The sequence below is a fragment of the Rhodanobacter sp. UC4448_H15 genome, from assembly GCF_052978265.1.
The window spans coordinates 3,118,517-3,135,936 of record NZ_CM129665.1 but is presented as its reverse complement, the minus strand read 5'-3'; the positions used below and the strand labels follow the sequence as shown (position 1 = coordinate 3,135,936).

General features: G+C 68.4%; 18 protein-coding genes. 10 read left to right on the top strand and 8 right to left on the bottom strand.

Annotated elements, in window-relative coordinates:
- Positions 1 to 7 precede the first annotated feature (7 nt).
- The 6 genes from ACVCMI_RS14530 to ACVCMI_RS14505 all read left to right on the top strand — a co-directional run bounded on the left by ACVCMI_RS14530 (position 8) and on the right by ACVCMI_RS14505 (position 5,951).
- Positions 8 to 1,732, top strand: a complete 1,725-nt coding sequence (locus ACVCMI_RS14530) for a methyl-accepting chemotaxis protein (RefSeq protein WP_395119792.1) — start codon at positions 8 to 10, stop codon at positions 1,730 to 1,732.
- 2 nt (positions 1,733 to 1,734) lie between these two features.
- On the top strand, positions 1,735 to 2,607 hold the full coding sequence (locus ACVCMI_RS14525; RefSeq protein ID WP_447098349.1) for a CheR family methyltransferase: 873 nt from the start codon (positions 1,735 to 1,737) through the stop codon (positions 2,605 to 2,607).
- Positions 2,607 to 3,257, top strand: a complete 651-nt coding sequence (gene cheD / locus ACVCMI_RS14520) for a chemoreceptor glutamine deamidase CheD (RefSeq protein ID WP_395119790.1) — start codon at positions 2,607 to 2,609, stop codon at positions 3,255 to 3,257. Before ACVCMI_RS14525 ends, cheD begins: the two co-directional genes overlap by 1 nt.
- Positions 3,258 to 3,356: 99 nt before the next feature.
- A complete protein-coding gene (locus ACVCMI_RS14515; RefSeq protein ID WP_395119789.1) occupies positions 3,357 to 4,448 on the top strand; it encodes a protein-glutamate methylesterase/protein-glutamine glutaminase in 1,092 nt (363 codons plus the stop codon).
- Between the two features lie 15 nt (positions 4,449 to 4,463).
- Positions 4,464 to 5,642 carry a methyl-accepting chemotaxis protein gene (locus tag ACVCMI_RS14510; RefSeq protein WP_395119788.1) on the top strand — a complete coding sequence of 393 codons (1,179 nt, stop codon included), beginning with the start codon at positions 4,464 to 4,466 and terminating at the stop codon, positions 5,640 to 5,642.
- A gap of 9 nt (positions 5,643 to 5,651) precedes the next feature.
- A complete protein-coding gene (locus tag ACVCMI_RS14505; protein ID WP_395119787.1) occupies positions 5,652 to 5,951 on the top strand; it encodes an STAS domain-containing protein in 300 nt (99 codons plus the stop codon).
- Positions 5,952 to 6,156: 205 nt separating this feature from the next.
- On the opposite strand, the gene ACVCMI_RS14500 is transcribed toward ACVCMI_RS14505, so the two are convergent.
- The 6 genes from ACVCMI_RS14500 to ACVCMI_RS14475 all read right to left on the bottom strand — a co-directional run bounded on the left by ACVCMI_RS14500 (position 6,157) and on the right by ACVCMI_RS14475 (position 11,540).
- Positions 6,157 to 6,516 carry a hypothetical protein gene (locus ACVCMI_RS14500; RefSeq protein WP_395119786.1) on the bottom strand — a complete coding sequence of 120 codons (360 nt, stop codon included), beginning with the start codon at positions 6,514 to 6,516 and terminating at the stop codon, positions 6,157 to 6,159.
- A gap of 178 nt (positions 6,517 to 6,694) precedes the next feature.
- Complete coding sequence (locus tag ACVCMI_RS14495) at positions 6,695 to 7,714, bottom strand: magnesium and cobalt transport protein CorA (protein WP_395119785.1); 1,020 nt, start codon at positions 7,712 to 7,714, stop codon at positions 6,695 to 6,697.
- Between the two features lie 45 nt (positions 7,715 to 7,759).
- Positions 7,760 to 8,941 (bottom strand): lipoprotein N-acyltransferase Lnb domain-containing protein, encoded by a 1,182-nt coding sequence (locus ACVCMI_RS14490; RefSeq protein WP_447098350.1) that lies wholly within the window; start codon positions 8,939 to 8,941, stop codon positions 7,760 to 7,762.
- Between the two features lie 35 nt (positions 8,942 to 8,976).
- A complete protein-coding gene (locus ACVCMI_RS14485; RefSeq protein ID WP_395119783.1) occupies positions 8,977 to 9,834 on the bottom strand; it encodes an HlyC/CorC family transporter in 858 nt (285 codons plus the stop codon).
- Positions 9,835 to 10,008: 174 nt separating this feature from the next.
- A complete protein-coding gene (gene ybeY, locus ACVCMI_RS14480; RefSeq protein ID WP_447098351.1) occupies positions 10,009 to 10,506 on the bottom strand; it encodes an rRNA maturation RNase YbeY in 498 nt (165 codons plus the stop codon).
- A 29-nt stretch (positions 10,507 to 10,535) separates the two neighbouring features.
- The gene (locus ACVCMI_RS14475) at positions 10,536 to 11,540 is read right to left on the bottom strand and encodes a PhoH family protein (RefSeq protein ID WP_447098352.1); all 1,005 of its coding nucleotides are present in this window, start codon (positions 11,538 to 11,540) and stop codon (positions 10,536 to 10,538) included.
- 100 nt (positions 11,541 to 11,640) lie between these two features.
- Between ACVCMI_RS14475 and ACVCMI_RS14470 the strand changes: the two genes are divergently transcribed.
- Genes ACVCMI_RS14470 through ACVCMI_RS14455 form a run of 4 tightly spaced genes read left to right on the top strand, consistent with a single transcriptional unit; the run spans position 11,641 to position 15,327 of the window.
- A complete protein-coding gene (locus ACVCMI_RS14470; RefSeq protein WP_447098353.1) occupies positions 11,641 to 12,315 on the top strand; it encodes a TetR/AcrR family transcriptional regulator in 675 nt (224 codons plus the stop codon).
- The gene (locus tag ACVCMI_RS14465; RefSeq protein WP_447098354.1) at positions 12,312 to 13,280 is read left to right on the top strand and encodes an HlyD family secretion protein; all 969 of its coding nucleotides are present in this window, start codon (positions 12,312 to 12,314) and stop codon (positions 13,278 to 13,280) included. Before ACVCMI_RS14470 ends, ACVCMI_RS14465 begins: the two co-directional genes overlap by 4 nt.
- Positions 13,277 to 14,221, top strand: coding sequence for an ABC transporter ATP-binding protein (locus tag ACVCMI_RS14460; protein WP_395119778.1), 945 nt, complete (start codon positions 13,277 to 13,279; stop codon positions 14,219 to 14,221). The genes ACVCMI_RS14465 and ACVCMI_RS14460 overlap by 4 nt, the downstream gene beginning before the upstream one ends.
- Complete coding sequence (locus tag ACVCMI_RS14455) at positions 14,218 to 15,327, top strand: ABC transporter permease (RefSeq protein WP_447098355.1); 1,110 nt, start codon at positions 14,218 to 14,220, stop codon at positions 15,325 to 15,327. The genes ACVCMI_RS14460 and ACVCMI_RS14455 overlap by 4 nt, the downstream gene beginning before the upstream one ends.
- A 27-nt stretch (positions 15,328 to 15,354) precedes the next feature.
- On the opposite strand, the gene ACVCMI_RS14450 is transcribed toward ACVCMI_RS14455, so the two are convergent.
- A complete protein-coding gene (locus tag ACVCMI_RS14450; RefSeq protein ID WP_395119776.1) occupies positions 15,355 to 15,846 on the bottom strand; it encodes a GNAT family N-acetyltransferase in 492 nt (163 codons plus the stop codon).
- Positions 15,843 to 17,195, bottom strand: coding sequence for a tRNA (N6-isopentenyl adenosine(37)-C2)-methylthiotransferase MiaB (miaB, locus tag ACVCMI_RS14445; protein ID WP_447098356.1), 1,353 nt, complete (start codon positions 17,193 to 17,195; stop codon positions 15,843 to 15,845). Before miaB ends, ACVCMI_RS14450 begins: the two co-directional genes overlap by 4 nt.
- Positions 17,196 to 17,420: the final 225 nt, after the last annotated feature.

Here is a 17,420-nt window from a genome sequence, read left to right as displayed (position 1 = left end):
AATGCTCATGAAGATCAAGAAAGTGCTGGCACGTTTCGCCAAGGTGCCCACCCTCACCGTCAAGGCGCGCCTGATCGGCGTGTTCGCTCTGCTCGGCGCGATGCTGGTGGCCGGTGCGGCGATCGGCCTGGGCGTGATGTCCTGGCAGAACGAAGGCATGCGCACGAGTTACGAGGAGGCGATGGTGCCGGCCAGCCTGATGGGCCAGCTGCGCGCCAAGTCGCTGCTGAATTTCATCGTGCTGGGCGAGGCCGCCGGCGCGATCGACAAGCCCAACCAGGTGAAACAGAAGGTCGCCGAGTCCGAGCAGATCCAGAAGGATATCGCGGCGGTCAACAAGCAACTGGCCGCCATTCATCTGAGCCCGGAGGTCGCCAAGAAATACAAGGACTACAACGACACCACGGGGGATTACAGCGATGCGCTGAAGGAGATCTACGACGGCCTCAATTCCAGCGACACCGGCACCGCCGACATGATGGACATGCAGCTGCGCCCGTTGCTGATGATGCGCCAGGACGCACTGGACAAGCTGGTCACCGCGCAGAGCGACGAAGTGCGTGACATCTACCAGTCGCAGGTCAAGCGCTACCGCTTCGTGCAGACCACCACGCTGGCGGCACTGATCGCCGGCCTGCTGCTGGCGCTGTTCGTGGCGGTGCGGCTGATCCGCTCGATCACCGGTGCCTTGCACCATGCGGTGAAGATCGCCGACCAGATCGGTGAGGGCAAACTGGGCCATGACATACGCGTGAACCGCAAGGACGAGTTCGGTCGCCTGCTGCTCGCCTTCCGCAACATGGACCAGCACCTCAGCGAGATCGTAGGCGAAGTGCGGCTTGGCTCGGATGCGGTGAGCACGGCCGCGCAGCAGATCGCCCGCGGCAACGACGACCTCAGCCAGCGCACGCAGGAACAGGCCTCCAGCCTGGAGGAAACCGCTTCGTCGATGGAGGAGATGACTTCCACCGTGAAGCAGAATGCGGAGAACGCCAGCCACGCCAACCAGCTCGCCCGCGGTGCGCGCGAACAGGCCGAGCGCGGCGGTGAAGTGGCCGGCAAGGCGATCGCGGCGATGACCGAGATCGACGCCTCCAGCCGCAAGATCGGCGACATCGTGGGGCTGATCCAGGAGATCGCCTTCCAGACCAACCTGCTGGCGCTCAACGCGGCGGTGGAAGCGGCGCGCGCCGGCGAGCAGGGCCGCGGCTTCGCCGTGGTGGCCACCGAGGTGCGCAGCCTGGCCCAGCGCAGCGCCGGCGCGGCGAAGGAGATCAAGGGCCTGATCAGCGACAGCGAGGAAAAGGTGCGTACCGGTTCCGAGCTGGTCAACCAGTCAGGCAAGGCGCTGGCCGAGATCGTCGACAGCGTGAAGAAAGTCACCGACATCGTGGCCGAGATCGCCGCGGCCAGCCATGAGCAGTCCGCCGGCATCGACCAGGTCAACAACGCCGTGATGCAGATGGACGAAATGACCCAGCAGAACGCCGCGCTGGTCGAGGAAGCCTCGGCCGCTGCCCGCGCGATGCACGAGCAGGCCGACGAACTGGCACGCCAGGTGGCGTTCTTCCAGGTCGCCGACAGCGGCCAGGCGGCGCCGGCCAAGGCGCCGGTCGCGGCCGCCGCCGCGGTGGAGACTGCCGCGGTATTGGCCGCCGTGCGCAAGGCGCAGCCGGCACGCGCGATGGCCGAGGCGGACGCCGCCGCGGCTGGTGCGTGGAAGGAGTTCTGAGCATGAACGCGACGGTCGACATGCCCGTCGCCGAGCTCGCCGGCGGTCCGCGCCTGGGCGACAGCGAGTTCGAGTTCCTGCGCAAGTTCGTCTACACCCACTGCGGCATCTCGCTGGGCGAGCACAAGCGGCAACTGGTGCAGGGGCGGCTGTTCCGTCGCCTGCGCGCGCTTGGCCTGCAGCAGTTCAGCAGCTATTGCGAGCTGCTGCAGCGCGATCCGCAAAGCGAACTGGGCGAACTGGCCAGCGTCATCAGCACCAATGTGACCTCGTTCTTCCGCGAGGTGCACCACTACGACCTGCTGGTTGCCGAGCTGCTGCCGCGCTGGCTGGAAGACAAGCGTCGCAGCGGCGAGCGGCTGCGCATCTGGTCGGCGGGCTGCTCCACCGGCGAGGAGCCCTACGCGCTGGCGATAGTGCTGGCCGAGGCGATCGAGCAGCACGGCGCCAGCGGCGTGGACGCGAAGATCCTCGCCACCGACCTCTCGCCGCAGGCGCTGGAGACCGCGCGCCGCGGCGTCTATCCGCTGGACCGCCTCGGCGGCATCAGCGACGCCCATCGCCGCCGCTGGATGCTGCGCGGCTCGGGCGAGTACGAAGGCCTCGCCAGCGTGCATCCGACGCTGCGCGAGCTGGTCACGATCCAGCCGTTGAACCTGCTGCACGAATGGCCGATGAAGGGCCCGTTCGACGCGATCTTCTGCCGCAACGTGGTGATCTATTTCGACCAGCCGACCAAGCAGCGCCTGTTCCGTCGCTACGCGGAACTGTTGCCGGTCGGCGGCTACCTGTTCCTGGGCCACAGCGAGTCGCTGCACGGCATCAGCGAGGATTTCGAACTGATCGGCCGCACGGTCTACCGGAAACGCGGTTGATGGACGTGCAGCTGGCCGATCGACGCAAGGCGCCCGCGATTTCGGCGGCACCGCCGGGCTTCGAGCACCTGCGGCGCTTCTGGGACCCGGCGCAGGGCTGCATGACGGTCAAGGTGCTGCCCGGCGAGTTCTACGTCAGCGACCAGGAAGAAATGCTCAGCACCGTGCTGGGCTCGTGCGTCTCCGCCTGCATCCACGACGTGCGCCGCGGCATCGGCGGCATGAACCATTTCATGCTGCCCGAACCGGTCGGCGAGCGCGACAACTGGTCCTCCACCGTGGGCCGCGCGGCGCGCTACGGCTCGGACGCGATGGAGCAGCTGATCAACGCGATCCTCAAGGCCGGCGGCCAGCGCGCCGACCTGCGCGTGAAGGTATTCGGCGGCGGCCGCGTGCTGGCGCGCATGAGCGACGTGGGCCAGCGCAACATCGAGTTCGTGCGCCGCTACATCGCGGCGGAGAACCTGGAGCTGGTGGCGTCGGATCTCGGCGACGTGTTTCCGCGCCAGGTGCAGTTCTTCCCGCACAGCGGCCGCGCCCGCGTGCGCCTGCTCCGGCGCAGCGACGACGTGGCGCTGGTGGCCGGCGAGAGCGGTTACCTCAAGCGTTTGGCAAACGATCCGATAAAGGGTGAGGTGGAGCTGTTCTAGTGGCGGCGGCGGGGGCCGGAAGTGGCCGCACTGCTTCCGCCTCCGCGCTCGCGGCTCGTTTCGCACCACCCTCGACAAGACAAGGCAGAGAAGCAGGCAATGACAAGGGTGCGCGTTCTGGTGATCGACGATTCCGCATTGGTGCGCAAGCTGATGTCGACGATGCTTGCCTGCGATCCGGAGATCGAGGTGGTCGGCGCTGCCGCCGACCCGCTGATCGCCCGCGAGAAGATCAAGCAGCTCAACCCCGACGTGCTGACCCTTGACGTGGAGATGCCGCGCATGGACGGCATCACCTTCCTGGAAAACCTGATGCGGCTGCGGCCGATGCCGGTGGTGATGGTGTCGTCGCTGACCGTGGAAGGCGCCGACGTCACCTTGCGCGCGCTGGAAATGGGCGCGGTGGATTTCTTCGCCAAGCCCGACCACGACCTGGCCAGCCGCTTCGGCGAATGCGCGCAGGAGATCTGCGACAAGGTGAAGCTCGCCGCGCGCACCCGCCCGCGCGCGCGGACCACGGTGCGCAAGCTGGACGTGGCGCCGCGCCTGTCCGCCGACGCCGTGCTGCCGCGGGCACAGACCGCCGGCAGCCGCGGCGGCAGTCCGATCATCGCCATCGGCGCCTCCACCGGCGGCACCGAGGCGGTGCGCGTGGTGCTGGAGGCGATGCCGCCGGATGCGCCGCCGATCCTGGTCACCCAGCACATCCCGGCTGCGTTCAGCGGCCCGTTCGCCGCGCGCATGGATCGCTGCTCGGCGATGCGCGTGTGCGAGGCGCAGGATGGCCAGCCGATCCAGTCCGGCCATGCCTACATCGCCCCCGGCAGCCACCACCTGCTGGCGATGTGGGATGGCGCGAAATACGTCTGCCGCCTGCACGACGGCCCGCCGGTGAACCGGCACAAGCCCAGCGTGGACGTGCTGTTCCGTTCGCTGGCCGCCAGCGCGGGCGCGGCCACGCTGGCCGTGCTGCTGACCGGCATGGGCGACGACGGCGCCCGCGGCCTGCTGGAACTGCGCCAGGCCGGTGCCGCCACGCTGGTGCAGGACGAGGCCAGTTCGGTGGTGTGGGGCATGCCCGGTGCTGCCTGGAAACTCGGTGCCGCCGGCGAAATGCTGCCGCTGGACCACATCGCGCCGCGCCTGCTGGCGCTGGCGCGCCAACCGCTAGCCGGCGCCATGCGCGCCTGATCCGGGGATTCGATCATGACTTTCACGCCCTCCCTTCTTGCCGGACGCCCGCTTGCCGGCGTCGCCGCCAGCGCGCTGGCGCTTGGGCTGTCGCTGCTGTGGCATCCGGCCTGGCTGGCGCCGCTGCTGGTGGTGCTGCTGACCGTGGTGTGGATCGTGGAGACCTGCCACCGCGCCGAACCGGCCGCCGAACCGGTACCGGCCATCCATGCCGGGCCGGTGCGCGAGGCGCTGGAAGACGTGCGCGGCGCGCTGGTCGACGAACTCGGCCACGCCAGCCGCGAACTGCACCAGGGCCTGGGCCTGCTGCGCGATGCCGTCTCCGAGCTCGGCGGCGGCTTCGACGGCCTCTCCAACAAGACCGCGCTGCAGCAGTCGCTGCTCAAGCAGATCATCGAGGTGCAGGACGGCGGCGTGTCGATCCAGGATTTCGCCAGCCGCACCGGCGACCTGCTGGAGCATTTCGTCGGCATGATCGTGCAGATGTCGCGCGAGAGCCTGCGCATCGTCTACCGCATCGACGGCATGGCCAAGGAGATGGATGCGGTGTTCGGCCTGCTGAAGAACGTCAACACGATCGCCGAGGAAACCAACCTGCTGGCGCTCAACGCCGCGATCGAGGCGGCGCGCGCGGGCGAATCCGGCCGCGGCTTTGCCGTGGTGGCCGGGGAGATCCGCAACCTGGCCAGCAACTCCAACCAGTTCAACGAACAGATCGGCAGCCACGTCGAACGGGCGCGCGCAGCGATGGAGCAACTGCGCGGCCTGGTCGGCACGATGGCCTCGCAGGATCTCAACGTGGCGCTGTCGGCCAAGGGCGGCATCGACGCGATGATGGCCCACGTCACCGAGAGCGACGCGCGCACCAGCGCGGTGGCCGACCAGGTGGTGGAGATCAACCGCGGCCTGGGCAGCGACGTCTCCACCACGATCCGCTCGCTGCAGTTCGAGGACATCCTGAGCCAGCTGATCACGCAGACCCGCGCGCGGCTGGTGGAACTGCAGGAAATCACCGCCGATTGCACCCGCGACATCGAAGAGCTGGCCTGCGCGTCGATGGACGCCGAGGCGCTGGACGAGCGCGCACGGCGCGTGCGTTCACGCCTCGCGGTACAACGCGAAAAGGCGCGCCTGCGCTCGCGCGGCCCGGCCCTGCAAAGCAGCATGGACGCCGGCGAAATCGAACTTTTCTGAGGATTGGCCATGATTGTTCACCACGACAGCGAAAGCGATTGCCTCAGCCTGCAACTGGGCGAGCGCTTCGATTTCAGCATCCACCGCGAGTTCCACGACGCCTGCCTCGGCGCCGGCCGCGTGGCACGCAGCTACCTGATCGATCTGGCCGAAGTCACCCACATGGACAGCTCCGCGCTGGGCATGCTGTTGCTGCTGCGCGAACACGCCGGCGCGGACCACGCGGACATCCGCATCGTCAACGCCGGCACCGAACTGCGCGGCACCCTGCGCGTGGCGGGTTTCGACAAGCTGTTTGTGTTGCATTGAGGGGCAAGGGATCAGCTTCAAGAGAGCCCTGTCCCCCCACGGCATTTCCCGCAGGGGCCCGCTCGCGGGCGATGCCTTTGCGAGTCCCCGCGCTGATCCCCAATCCGGACAAGAGAGCATCGCCCGCGAGCCGGTTCCTACGGGACTCACACAGTAAAAAGGCTCCCGAGGGAGCCTTTTTTGCTGTTGATGGAAACCGGCAGGTTTACCAGGAGCGCACCTTCACCACGCTGGCGGTGAAGCTGGCGATGTTGCGCTCGTAATGGAACAGGCGGCCGAGGTCGAACGACACCGACTGGCCCGGGGTGATGTTGGAGGTGCCGGCCGGCCAGGCCTGCTTGGACTGCAGGACGTTGCCCGCGTCGTCCTTCAGCTCGATGCGGATCTGCGCCGCCGACGGCGTGGCGCAGCTGTTCACCAGTTGGCCGCGCAGGCTCAGCTTGCCGGCCAGGCCGCTGGCGGCCGACGGGGTGAACTCGGTGATGGCGAAATCCTTGACGGTGCACTCGGCGTGGACCGCCATCGGCGCCAGCAACAAAGCGGTGGTCATGAGCAGAGTTTTCATGGGTCGATGCATCCCCTGGGGTTTTGTGGTGAGTACTACCGTGTTCGGCCGGCGCGGGAAAATCTTTAGCCCCGCGCCCCATCGCCGCCGGAGCGGGACGGCGGGACAGGGCCCGGCAGGGGGCGCCGCGGCAGTGCGGGCGGGCGCGGATCAGGTCGTCAGCGGGGTCGAACGGGCGTCACAGCCACTTGTTGCGCTTCAGGGCCGCGTAGATGCCGCCCACCACGCCGGCCATCACCACGATGATCGCCGGGTATGCCCACGGCTGACCCAGCTCGGGCATGTGCTGGAAGTTCATGCCGTACCAGCTGGTGAGCAGGGTCGGCGCGGCCAGCATGGCGGCCCAGCCGGCGAGTTTCTTCATCACCTCGTTCTGGCCGAAGGTGACCAGCGAGAGGTTGACGTTGATCGCGGCGGTGAGCATTTCGCGCATTGCGCTGATCGATTCGTTGACGCGGAACACGTGGTCGTAGACGTCGCGGAAGTAGGGCCGCAGCTCGTCGGGGATCAGACCCTGGTGCAGCCGCACCAGCTGGCTGGTGATGTCCTGCAGCGGGGCCACGGCCAGACGAAGCGTCATCAGGTCGCGCTGCATGTCGTAGAGCCGGTGCACCGTGCTGCGCTTGAAGGTCTCGGCGAAGATGTCCTGCTCGAGCAGGCCCAGCTCTTCGCGGAAGTCGCGCACGATCGGCAGCAGGTTGTCGACGATCAGGTCGAGCACGCCGTAGAGACCATAGCTGGGTCCGTTGGCGAGCAGCTCGGGCACGTTCTCGCAGGCACGCCGCGCCGGGGCGTACGACAGCGAGGCACCGTGGCGCACAGTGACCAGGTAGCGCGCGCCGAGGAAGATCTGCGTCTCGCCGAACTTCAGCTCGGCCTCGATCAGCTGCGCGGTCTGCACCACCAGGAACAGGGAGTCGCCGTAGGTCTCGATCTTGGTGCGCTGGTGGGCGGTGTGCGCGTCCTCGATTGCCAGGTCATGCAGGCAGAACTCCTCCTGCAGTTTTTCCAGCAGCGGCTCGTCCGGCTCGTGCAGGCCGACCCAGACGAAGGTGTCCGGCGCTGCCAGCACGTCGCTGATGGCGTCCAGGCTGATTTCGCCGAGGCGCGTGCCGTCGCGTTGGTAGGCGATGCAGTTGACCACCATCGGTTCGGCAACGGGCGCAAGTGCAGCAGGCGATGGCGAGGTCGGGAGCATGCCCCATGATGCCGTGCCCGTCGTGGCGGGGCAACGCGCGCGGGGTCAGCGGTTGCGGCGCAGGCCCCACGCCAGCGCCAGCCAGCACGGCAGCGCGAACAGCAGCCACGGCTGGTTCTGCTGCACCGTGCCGGGCAGCAGGTGCAGCGCGAGCGCGGCGAGCATGGCCAGCAACTGCAGCACGATCAGGCCGTCGACGAAGCGCGAGGCGGCGAAGCCGCGACGCGTGCGCCACAGCGTGGGCAGCAGCAGCCACGCCAACGGATTGAACAGCAGCAGGTTGGCGTTGGCCCAGGCGGAGTGGTGCGTGGTCAGCGTCCACAGGCCCAGCAACACCACGCCGACAAGACCGGCCAGCAGCAGGAACAGCGTGCCGAGCAGGGCATGGCCGAGCGGCCACCACAGCCGCGTGGCCAGCAGCAACGCACCCAGCAGCAGGCCCGCCGCGCCCAATGGCATGCGCAGGTCGGGCGGCGAGGCCGGCGGCGGAACGAGGCGGTTGGGCGACACCACGCGCTCGTCCTTTACCAGCGGTCGGCTGTCGCCGCCCGGCCCGGTGATCTGCACGTGGCGCAATTGCGTTTGCAGGACGGCGGGCAGGAAACTCTCCTGCCACGCCGTCAACGGCTGGTCGGCGTAGGGCCCCAGGCCCAGGTCCAGCATCAGCATCAGCCAGGGTTGCGCGCTCATCAGCCGCACCGTCTGCTGGCGATAGGTGAATTCGCCAGCACGCGCCTGCAACTGGCTTTTCACGGCGCCGTCGAGTGCGCGATCGAAGGCGTCGCGCACGCGGGTGGTGCAGTTGTCGGCGTAGTAGTCGTAGTCGTAGACGGCGTTCTGCGGGCGCAGGTTCCACAGCAGGTCGTCGCGCAGGCGGGCGGCCTGGTCGGCGTCCAGCGCCAGCCGTTGGCGTGTCACCGAGCGGCCGACTTCGGCGTAGTAGGCCTCCTCCGGCGCGCTGGCTTCGGCGTCCATCATGTAATGCATGCGGCCGCGCGCGAAGTTGAGGAGAAAGTTCTTTTCCTCGAAGTCGAACACGCCGTAGTTGAAATTGACCGACTCGCCCGAGACCCGATCGCGCACCTCGATGGCGTCGTGGCCGAAGCGCTCCCAGTAGATGTCGCCGGGGCCGTAGGTCACCAGCGACACCTCGAGGTCGGTGCCGGGCGCCTCGGCGATGCCGGCGTGCGCCGGTGCCAGTGCGGTGAGCACGAGCAGGGCGAACATGACGGCGATTCGGCGGAGCGGGTCCATGCGCCGGATCAGGAGGCCAGCAGGCCGGGTTGCCGGACCACGCGGAACTGCTGCACGCGGCGGTCGTCCGCCGCGGTGACGTGGAACAGGTAGTCGCCCATCGCGACTTCTTCGCCGACCTCGGGCAGGTGGCCGAATTCGGCGGTGACCATGCCGCCGACGGTGTCGTATTCCTCGTCGGGGAAGCCGGCGCCGGTCTGCTCGTTGAAATCCTCGATCGGGGTCAGCGCGCTCACCAGCCAGTCGCCGCCGGGCTGTTCGTGCATCAGCTCGGGTTCTTCCTCGTCGTCGTGCTCGTCGTCGATCTCGCCGACGATCTCCTCCAGCACGTCCTCGATGGTCACCAGGCCGGCGACGCCGCCGTATTCATTGACCACCAGCGCCATGTGGTTGCGGCTGAGGCGGAACTCCTCCAGCAGCACGTTGAGCCGCATCGACTCGGGGATCAGCACGGCCGGGCGCAGGATCGAGCGGATGTCGAAGTGTTCGGTCGCGCCGAAGTACTTCAGCAGATCCTTGGCCAGCAGGATGCCGAGGATCTCGTCCTTGTCCTCGCCGTGCACGGGGAAGCGCGAGTGGCCGGATTCGACCACGGTGGCCAGCAGGTCGGACAGGGAAGAGTCCGCCGCGAGCATCACGATCTGCGCGCGCGGCACCATGACGTCGTCGACATCCAGCTCGGTGACCTTGATCGCCCCCTCGACCATGGTGAGGGTGTCGACGGAGAGCAGGCCGTTGCTCTGCGCGGCGCGCAACTCCTCAAGCAACTCGTTGCGGTTGCGCGGCTCGCCGGAAAACAGGTGGCCCAGTCGATCCCACCAGGTGCGGTGGGCCGGGCCGCTGGTACTGCCAGGGTCGTCGTTCATCACTCGTTGAAAATCAGCCCGGACGCGGGCGGAAGCTTGATTCTAGCGGAAAAATCCATCCCGGCCCGGCAGGGGCGCACGGTATGCGCGATCGCCCGGGGGCCGCGCAGGGCGGGCACGGCCCGTCATCGTCGTACGGCGAAATGGCGGCGGGCCGGGTCCGCCCTGCAGCATTCAGGTGTACGGGTCGGCGATCCCGAGGCCGGCCAGGATGCGTGTTTCCAGCGCTTCCATGGCCTCGGCCTCGGTCTCCACGATGTGGTCGTAGCCGAGCAGGTGCAGCACGCCGTGTACCGTGAGATGGGCCCAGTGGTCGCGCGGCAATTTGCCCTGTTCGGCGGCCTCGCGCAGCACCACCGGCGCGCAGATCGCCAGATCCCCGATCAGCGGCAGCACCACGCCGGGCGGCAGCTCGGCGGGGAACGACAGCACATTGGTGGCGTAGTCCTTGCCGCGGTAGTCGCGGTTGAGCGTACGGCCCTCTGCGGCATCGACGATGCGGATGGAAAGCTCGGCCGGCTTGCGCCGTTTGGCTCCGCGCAAGGCCGCCTCGACCCAGCGGCGGAAGCTGGCCGGTGCGGGCAGGCCGGCACGCGGCACGGCGTAGCCGAGGTGGACAAGGGTGGGAATAGGGAATAGGGAATGGGGAATGGCAAGAGCGGGGCGAGGCATGTCTGGGCGTCCGAAGCGGAGATTGAGAGTCAGTGCTTTTCCCTATTCTCTATTCCCGATTCCCCATTCCCTGCTTCCTCGAACGCCTCGTAGGCGCGCACGATCTTGGCCACCAGCGGATGGCGCACCACGTCGCGCGAGGTGAAGAAGGTGAAGCTGATGCCGGCCACGCCGCGCAGCACTTCGATCGCCTGGCGCAATCCGGAGCGCGTGTTGCGCGGCAGGTCGACCTGGGTGACGTCGCCGGTGATCACCGCCACCGTGCCGAAGCCGATCCGGGTGAGGAACATCTTCATCTGCTCGACCGTGGTGTTCTGCGCCTCGTCGAGGATCACGTAGGAATCGTTCAAGGTGCGCCCGCGCATGTACGCCAGCGGCGCGATCTCGATCACGTTGCGCTCGATCAGCTTGGCCACCTTCTCGAAGCCGAGCATCTCGTACAGCGCGTCGTACAGCGGACGCAGGTAGGGATCGACCTTCTGTGACAGATCGCCGGGCAGGAAGCCCAGCTTCTCGCCGGCCTCCACCGCCGGGCGCACCAGGATCAGCCGCTGCACCCGGTTCGCCTCCAGCGCCTCGACCGCGCTGGCCACGGCCAGGTAGGTCTTGCCGGTGCCGGCCGGGCCCACGCCGAAGTTGATGTCGTGGCTGGCGATGGCGTGCAGGTAGCGCGCCTGGTTCGGGCCGCGGCCCTTGATCACGCCGCGCTTGACCTTGATGACCACTTCCTGGGCGCCTTCGGCGGCCGACTCGGTGATCGCGTCGATGCCCGATTCGGCCAGATGCAGGTTGATCTTCGCGCCGGTCAGCGCCTCGCCGGCGGTGCTGGCGTACAGCGCGCGCAGCACATTTTCGGCGGCGCGCGCCGGCGGGTTCTCGCCGATCACCTGGAAGATGCTGCCGCGGTGGTTGATCTCCACGCCGAGGCGCAGCTCGATCTGGCGCAGGTGCTCGTCGAACGGCCCGCACAGGTTGGCGAGGCGGGCGTTGTCGTCGGGGTCGAGGGTGAAGTCGCGCTGGTTGAGTTCGCTCATAGGGGCGCGAGCGTAGCGCGCAGGCGCCGGAAGGACCATGCCGGTGGCGGTCGGCGCTGATGGGTTTGCAAATAATTAAACGATGAATTAATTTAGGCTCATGACTATTTCAGGCAAACGCGCAAAACCGCCGCGCCGCGCCGGACGCCCCAGCGGCGACGAGCAGGATCTGCGCCGGCATCTGCTGGATGCGGCGTTGGGGCAGTTCGCGCGCACAGGCATCGCCGCCACCTCGTTGCGGGCAATCGCCACCGAGGCGGGCGTTACCCCGGCGATGCTGCATTACTACTTCGGCGACAAGGCGCGGCTGCTGCATGCCGTGATCGACGAGCGCCTGCTGCCGGCGCTGGCGCCGCTGCGCGCGCAGCTGGAGCACGCCGGCGGTGACCCGGTCGCGTTGACCGAAGCATTCGTGCGCGGGATCAGCGACGTCGTGGCAAGCCATCCCTGGCTGCCGCCGCTGTGGGTGCGCGAAGTGCTGTGCGAGGGCGGTGCGCTGCGTGAGGTACTGTTCGACCGCGCCGTGCCGGGCGTGCCGCAGCTGCTGGCGCAACGCTTCGCCGCGGCGCAGGCAAATGGACGGCTGAACCCGGCGCTGGACCCACGCCTGCTGGTCGTCTCGCTGGTCGGCCTGACCCTGTTCCCTGCTGCCGGTGCGCCGATCTGGCGACGCGCATTCGATGCCGAGTCACTCGGCCCCGAGACCATGCTTCAACACACGCTGGCCTTGCTGGGGCAGGGCGTCGGCACGACGAAACGTGGAGAACCCGCATGAAGTTCACGACCGTGATCTGCCAGTCGCTGGCGGCGCTGGTGCTCGTCGTTCCCGCTGGTTGCAGCAAGCGGGTGCCGCAGGCGCTGGGTACGCTCGAGTTCGACCGCATCACGCTGCCGGCGCCGGCCGCCGAGCGCATCGTGGCGATCGACGTGCGCGAGGGCGAGCAGGTCAGGGCGGGCCAGCCGCTGCTGCAACTGGACCCCGCGCATACCCGCGCCCAGCTCGCAGCGGCCCAGGCCCAGCTGGAGCAGCAACGCGAACTCCTGGCCGAACTCCAGGCCGGGCCGCGCCGCGAGGACATCGCCAAGGCTCGCGCGAATCTGGCCGCGGTGCAGGCGCAGGCACGCGAGGCGCGGGCTTATTACGCGCGGCTGGCGTCCCTGAAAGGCAATGGTTACGTGGCCGCGGCCGATCTCGACCGCGCCCGCGCCGCGGCGGGCAACGCCGAGGGTCAGACATCGGCCGCACGCGCAGCGCTCGACGAGTTGTTGCACGGCACGCGTCCGGAGCAGCTCGCCCAGGCGCAAGCCGCGGTCGCGGCGGCGGAGGCGCAAATGAGCGCGCAGCAGGTGCTGCTGGGCAAGCTGGCCGTCGTGGCGCCGCGCGCCGGGCGCATCGACGCTCTGCCGTACCGGCTGGGCGACCAGGCGCCGGTCGGCGCGCCGCTGGCGATCCTGCTGGCCGGCGACGCGCCGTACGCGCGCATCTACGTGCCGGTGCAGCAGCGCGCAGGCATGCACGTCGGCGACGCCATCGACGTGTTCGTGGCCGACCGCGAAAAACCTTATGCCGGCAAGCTGCGCATGATCCGCAGCGAACCGGATTTCACCCCGTATTACGCACTGATCGGCGACGACGCGGCGCGGCTCAGCTACCTCGCCGAAGTCGCGCTGGGTGCGGACGCGGCGGAACTGCCCGCCGGCCTGCCGGTGCGCGTCGAGTTCCGCGGACCGGCGAAATGAATGCCGGCGCCGAAGGCGTGGCGATCCGCGCCCGCGGTTTGACCCGGCGCTTCGGCAAGCTGGTGGCGGTCGATCACGTCGACCTCGACGTGCCGGCGCGGCGCGTCTACGGCTTCCTCGGGCCGAACGGCTCGGGCAAGTCCACCACCATCCGCATGCTGTGCGGCTTGCTCACGCCAAGCGAGGGCGAGATCGAGGTGCTCGGCCTGAAGATTCCGGCGCAGGCCGACGAATTGCGTTCGCACATCGGCTACATGACACAGAAGTTCTCGCTGTTCGAGGACCTCGGCGTGCGCGAGAACCTGGAGTTCCTCGCCGCCATCCAAGGCGTGCCGAAGACGAAGACGAAACGCCGCGTCGACGAGCTGATCGAGCAATACCACTTCGGCGATCGCCAGCGGCAACTGGCCGGCACCCTCAGTGGCGGCCAGAAGCAGCGCCTGGCGCTGGCCTGTGCGGTGCTGCACGAGCCGCAATTGCTGTTTCTCGACGAGCCGACCAGCGCGGTCGACCCGGAATCGCGCCGCGATTTCTGGGAAAAACTCTTCGAGCTGGCCGATGCCGGCACCACGCTGCTGGTCTCCACCCACCTGATGGACGAGGCCGAGCGCTGCCACCGGTTGGCCATCCTCGACCGCGGCGCACTGGTCGCCGACGGCACGCCGCGCGAGCTGACCGCGCAACTGGAAGGGCGCACCTTCACCGTCGAAACGGACGACCCGCGGGCCGCCCAGCGCGCGCTCGCCGGCGTGGCGGGCGTGCTCGGCGTGGCCCAGGTCGGCAACATCCTGCGCGTGCTGACCGACGCCGACGGCGCCACGCCGGACATGGACAAGGCGCTGGCGACGACGGGGCACCAGGCCGCGCTGACGGCGACGCCGCCGAATCTCGAAGACGTGTTCGTCGCCGCCACGCGCCGCGACGCGGAGCGCGCCGCATGAACGGGCGGCGGCTGTGGGCGATCGTGGTCAAGGAGCTGCGCCAGCTGCGCCGCGACCGCATCACGCTGGCGATGGTGGTGGGCATCCCGGTGATCCAGCTGGTGCTGTTCGGCTACGCGATCAACACCAACCTGCGCGGACTCGACGCGGGCATCGTCGACCAGGCGAACACCGCCGGTTCGCGCGCATTGGTGATGGACATGCTCGCCACCGGCGTGGTGGCGCCGGTGGCGCAGGCGGACACGCCGCAGGAGCTGATGGCGATGATCCGCCGCGGGCAGGTCGGCATCGGCATCGTGGTGCCGCCGGATTTCGAGCGCCGCCGCATCGACGGCCGGGCGGTGGCGCAGATCCTGGTCGACGGCAGCGATACGGCGGTGCAGGCCGCCGCCGCGCAACTGATGCAGGTGCCGATCGACAGCGCCGCACCCGACATGCGCGCGCCGGCCACCAGCACGCCGGTCGGCGGGCGGATCAGCATGGTCGCCTTCTACAACCCGCAGCGGCGCTCGGCGGTCAACATCGTGCCCGGCCTGATCGGCGTGATCCTGACCATGACGATGGTGCTGTTCACCGCCATCACGATCGTGCGCGAACGCGAGCGCGGCAACATGGAGCTGCTGATCGCCACGCCGCTGACCAGCTCGGAGCTCATGATCGGCAAGGTGCTGCCGTACGTGGCGATCGGCCTGGTGCAGACCAGCGTGATCCTGGCGCTCGGCACGTGGCTGTTCGCGGTGCCGATCCTGGGCAGCGTGCTCGACGTGTACCTGGCGTCGGGCCTGCTGATCCTCGCCAACCTTGCATTGGGCCTGCTGATCTCGACGCGTGCGCAGTCGCAGTTCCAGGCGATGCAGATGACGTTCTTCGTGTTCCTGCCGTCGATCCTGCTGTCGGGCTTCATGTTCCCGTTCGCCGGCATGCCGAAGCTGGTGCAGTGGCTCGCGGAAGTCTTGCCGCTGACCCATTTCCTGCGCCTGATCCGTGGCGTGATGCTGCGCGGCGCGGGCTTGTGGGAGATGTGGCTCGACGTGCTGGCGCTGGCGGTGTTCACGCTGGCGATGATGGCGCTGGCGATATTGCGCTTCCGCAAGCGGCTGGACTGACCTGCCGTTCCGCGTGCCGCCTCGCGCTCACAGCATGCGGTGCATCACGTACAGATCGGTGGGGCCGAGCTGGGCGTGGCGGAACGCACCGGGCACCTGGCCAACGATGCGGAAGCCGTGGCGCTGCCACAGCCGCACGGCGGTGGTATTGCTGGCGACGACGGCATTGAACTGCATGGCGCGGAAGCCGGCTCGGCGCGCCTGTTCCAGCGAGTGCTCGCACAAGGCCGACGCCACGCCCTGGCGGCGCGCTTGCGGCGCCACCATGTAGCTGCCGTTGGCCACGTGGTCACCCGGCCCCATCTGGTTGGGCGCCAGCCGGTAACAGCCCAGCGCCTGGCCGTCGCGTTCGGCCACGAAGCAGCGTGCGGGCGGCGTGGTCCACATGGAACGGGCCTGTTCGAGGCTGATGTCGCGCGGGTAGGTGTAGGTCTCGCCGCCAGCGGCGATCGCCTGGAAGAACGGCCACACGCGAGCGAACTCGTCCGCGCCGATTTCCCGGATCACCAGCTCGCTCACGACGCCAGTGCGGCCGCGTCGTCGGACGTTTTCACCCGCCCGCGCAGCGAATTGCTCATCGCGTCGGTGATCACCACGTCGACGAACTGGCCGATCATGCGGGCGTCGCCGGCGAAGTTCACGTAGCGCATGTTCTCGGTGCGGCCGCTGAGTTCGTCCGGATTGCGGGTACTGGGCTTTTCCACCAGCACGCGCTGCACGGAGCCGACCATCGCCTCGTTGATCTTCCTGGCGTTCGCGTTGATCGCGGCCTGCAGGCGCGCGAGGCGCTCGTGCTTGACCGCCATCGGCGTGTCATCGGCGAGGTTCGCCGCCGGCGTGCCGGGGCGCGCGGAGAAGATGAAGGTGAAGCTCTGGTCGAAGCCGACGTCGTCGACCAGCTTCATGGTCTTCTCGAAATCCTCGCCGCTCTCGCCGGGGAAGCCGACGATGATGTCGGTGGACACGCAGATGTCCGGTCGCACCGCGCGCAGCTTGCGGATCTTCTGCTTGAACTCCAGCGCGGTGTAGCCGCGCTTCATCGCCGAAAGGATGCGGTCGGAACCGGCCTGCACCGGCAGGTGCAGGTAGTTGGCCAGCTGCGGCACGTTGGCGTAGGCCTCGATCAGCGAGTCGGAGAACTCCAGCGGATGCGAGGTGGTGAAGCGGATGCGACCGATGCCGTCGATCTGGGCGATCGCATGGATCAGCACGGCGAGGTCGGCGACGCCGCCGTCGAAGGTGGGGCCGCGGTACGCATTGACGTTCTGGCCGAGCAGGTTCACCTCGCGCACGCCCTGGGCGGCGAGCTTGGCCACCTCCACCAGCACGTCGTCGAACGGACGGCTGATCTCGGTGCCGCGGGTGTACGGCACCACGCAGTAGCTGCAGTATTTCGAGCAGCCTTCCATGATCGAGACGAAGGCGGTCGGGCCTTCCGCGCGCGGCTCGGGCAGGCAGTCGAACTTCTCGATCTCGGGGAAGCTGATGTCCACCTGCGGCTTGCCGGTGGCGCGTTGCGCCTCGATCAGCTGGGGCAGGCGGTGCAGGGTCTGCGGGCCGAACACCAGATCCACGTACGGCGCGCGCTTGACGATCGCCGCGCCTTCCTGACTTGCCACGCAGCCGCCGACGCCAATCACCACCTGCCGGCCGTCCTGCTTGTGCTGCTTCCAGCGGCCAAGCTGGCTGAAGACCTTTTCCTGCGCCTTTTCGCGGATCGAGCAGGTGTTGATCAGGATCACGTCCGCCTCTGACTCGTCCTGGGTCAGCTCCAGCCCGTGCGAGGCCTTCAGCACGTCGGCCATCTTGGCCGAGTCGTACTCGTTCATCTGGCAGCCGTGGGTCTTGATGAAAAGCTTGCCGCTCATCGCGTGGGTACCGTGATTCCAGGGCGGATGCGCGATCCGCGGAACCGCGCAGTGTACTGCGCGGCCCGTGTGCCTGCCAGATCAAGCACTTGCGGCCGCCACGGAGTTTGCGGCGCCGCCTTGGCCACGGTCGTGGAATGAGACTTGCGCACTTGGCGCTGGCCGCGCGTGGCGGCACACTGCGCCCATGTCCGGTGCCGCCAGTCACGGGGGACGCGTCGATCG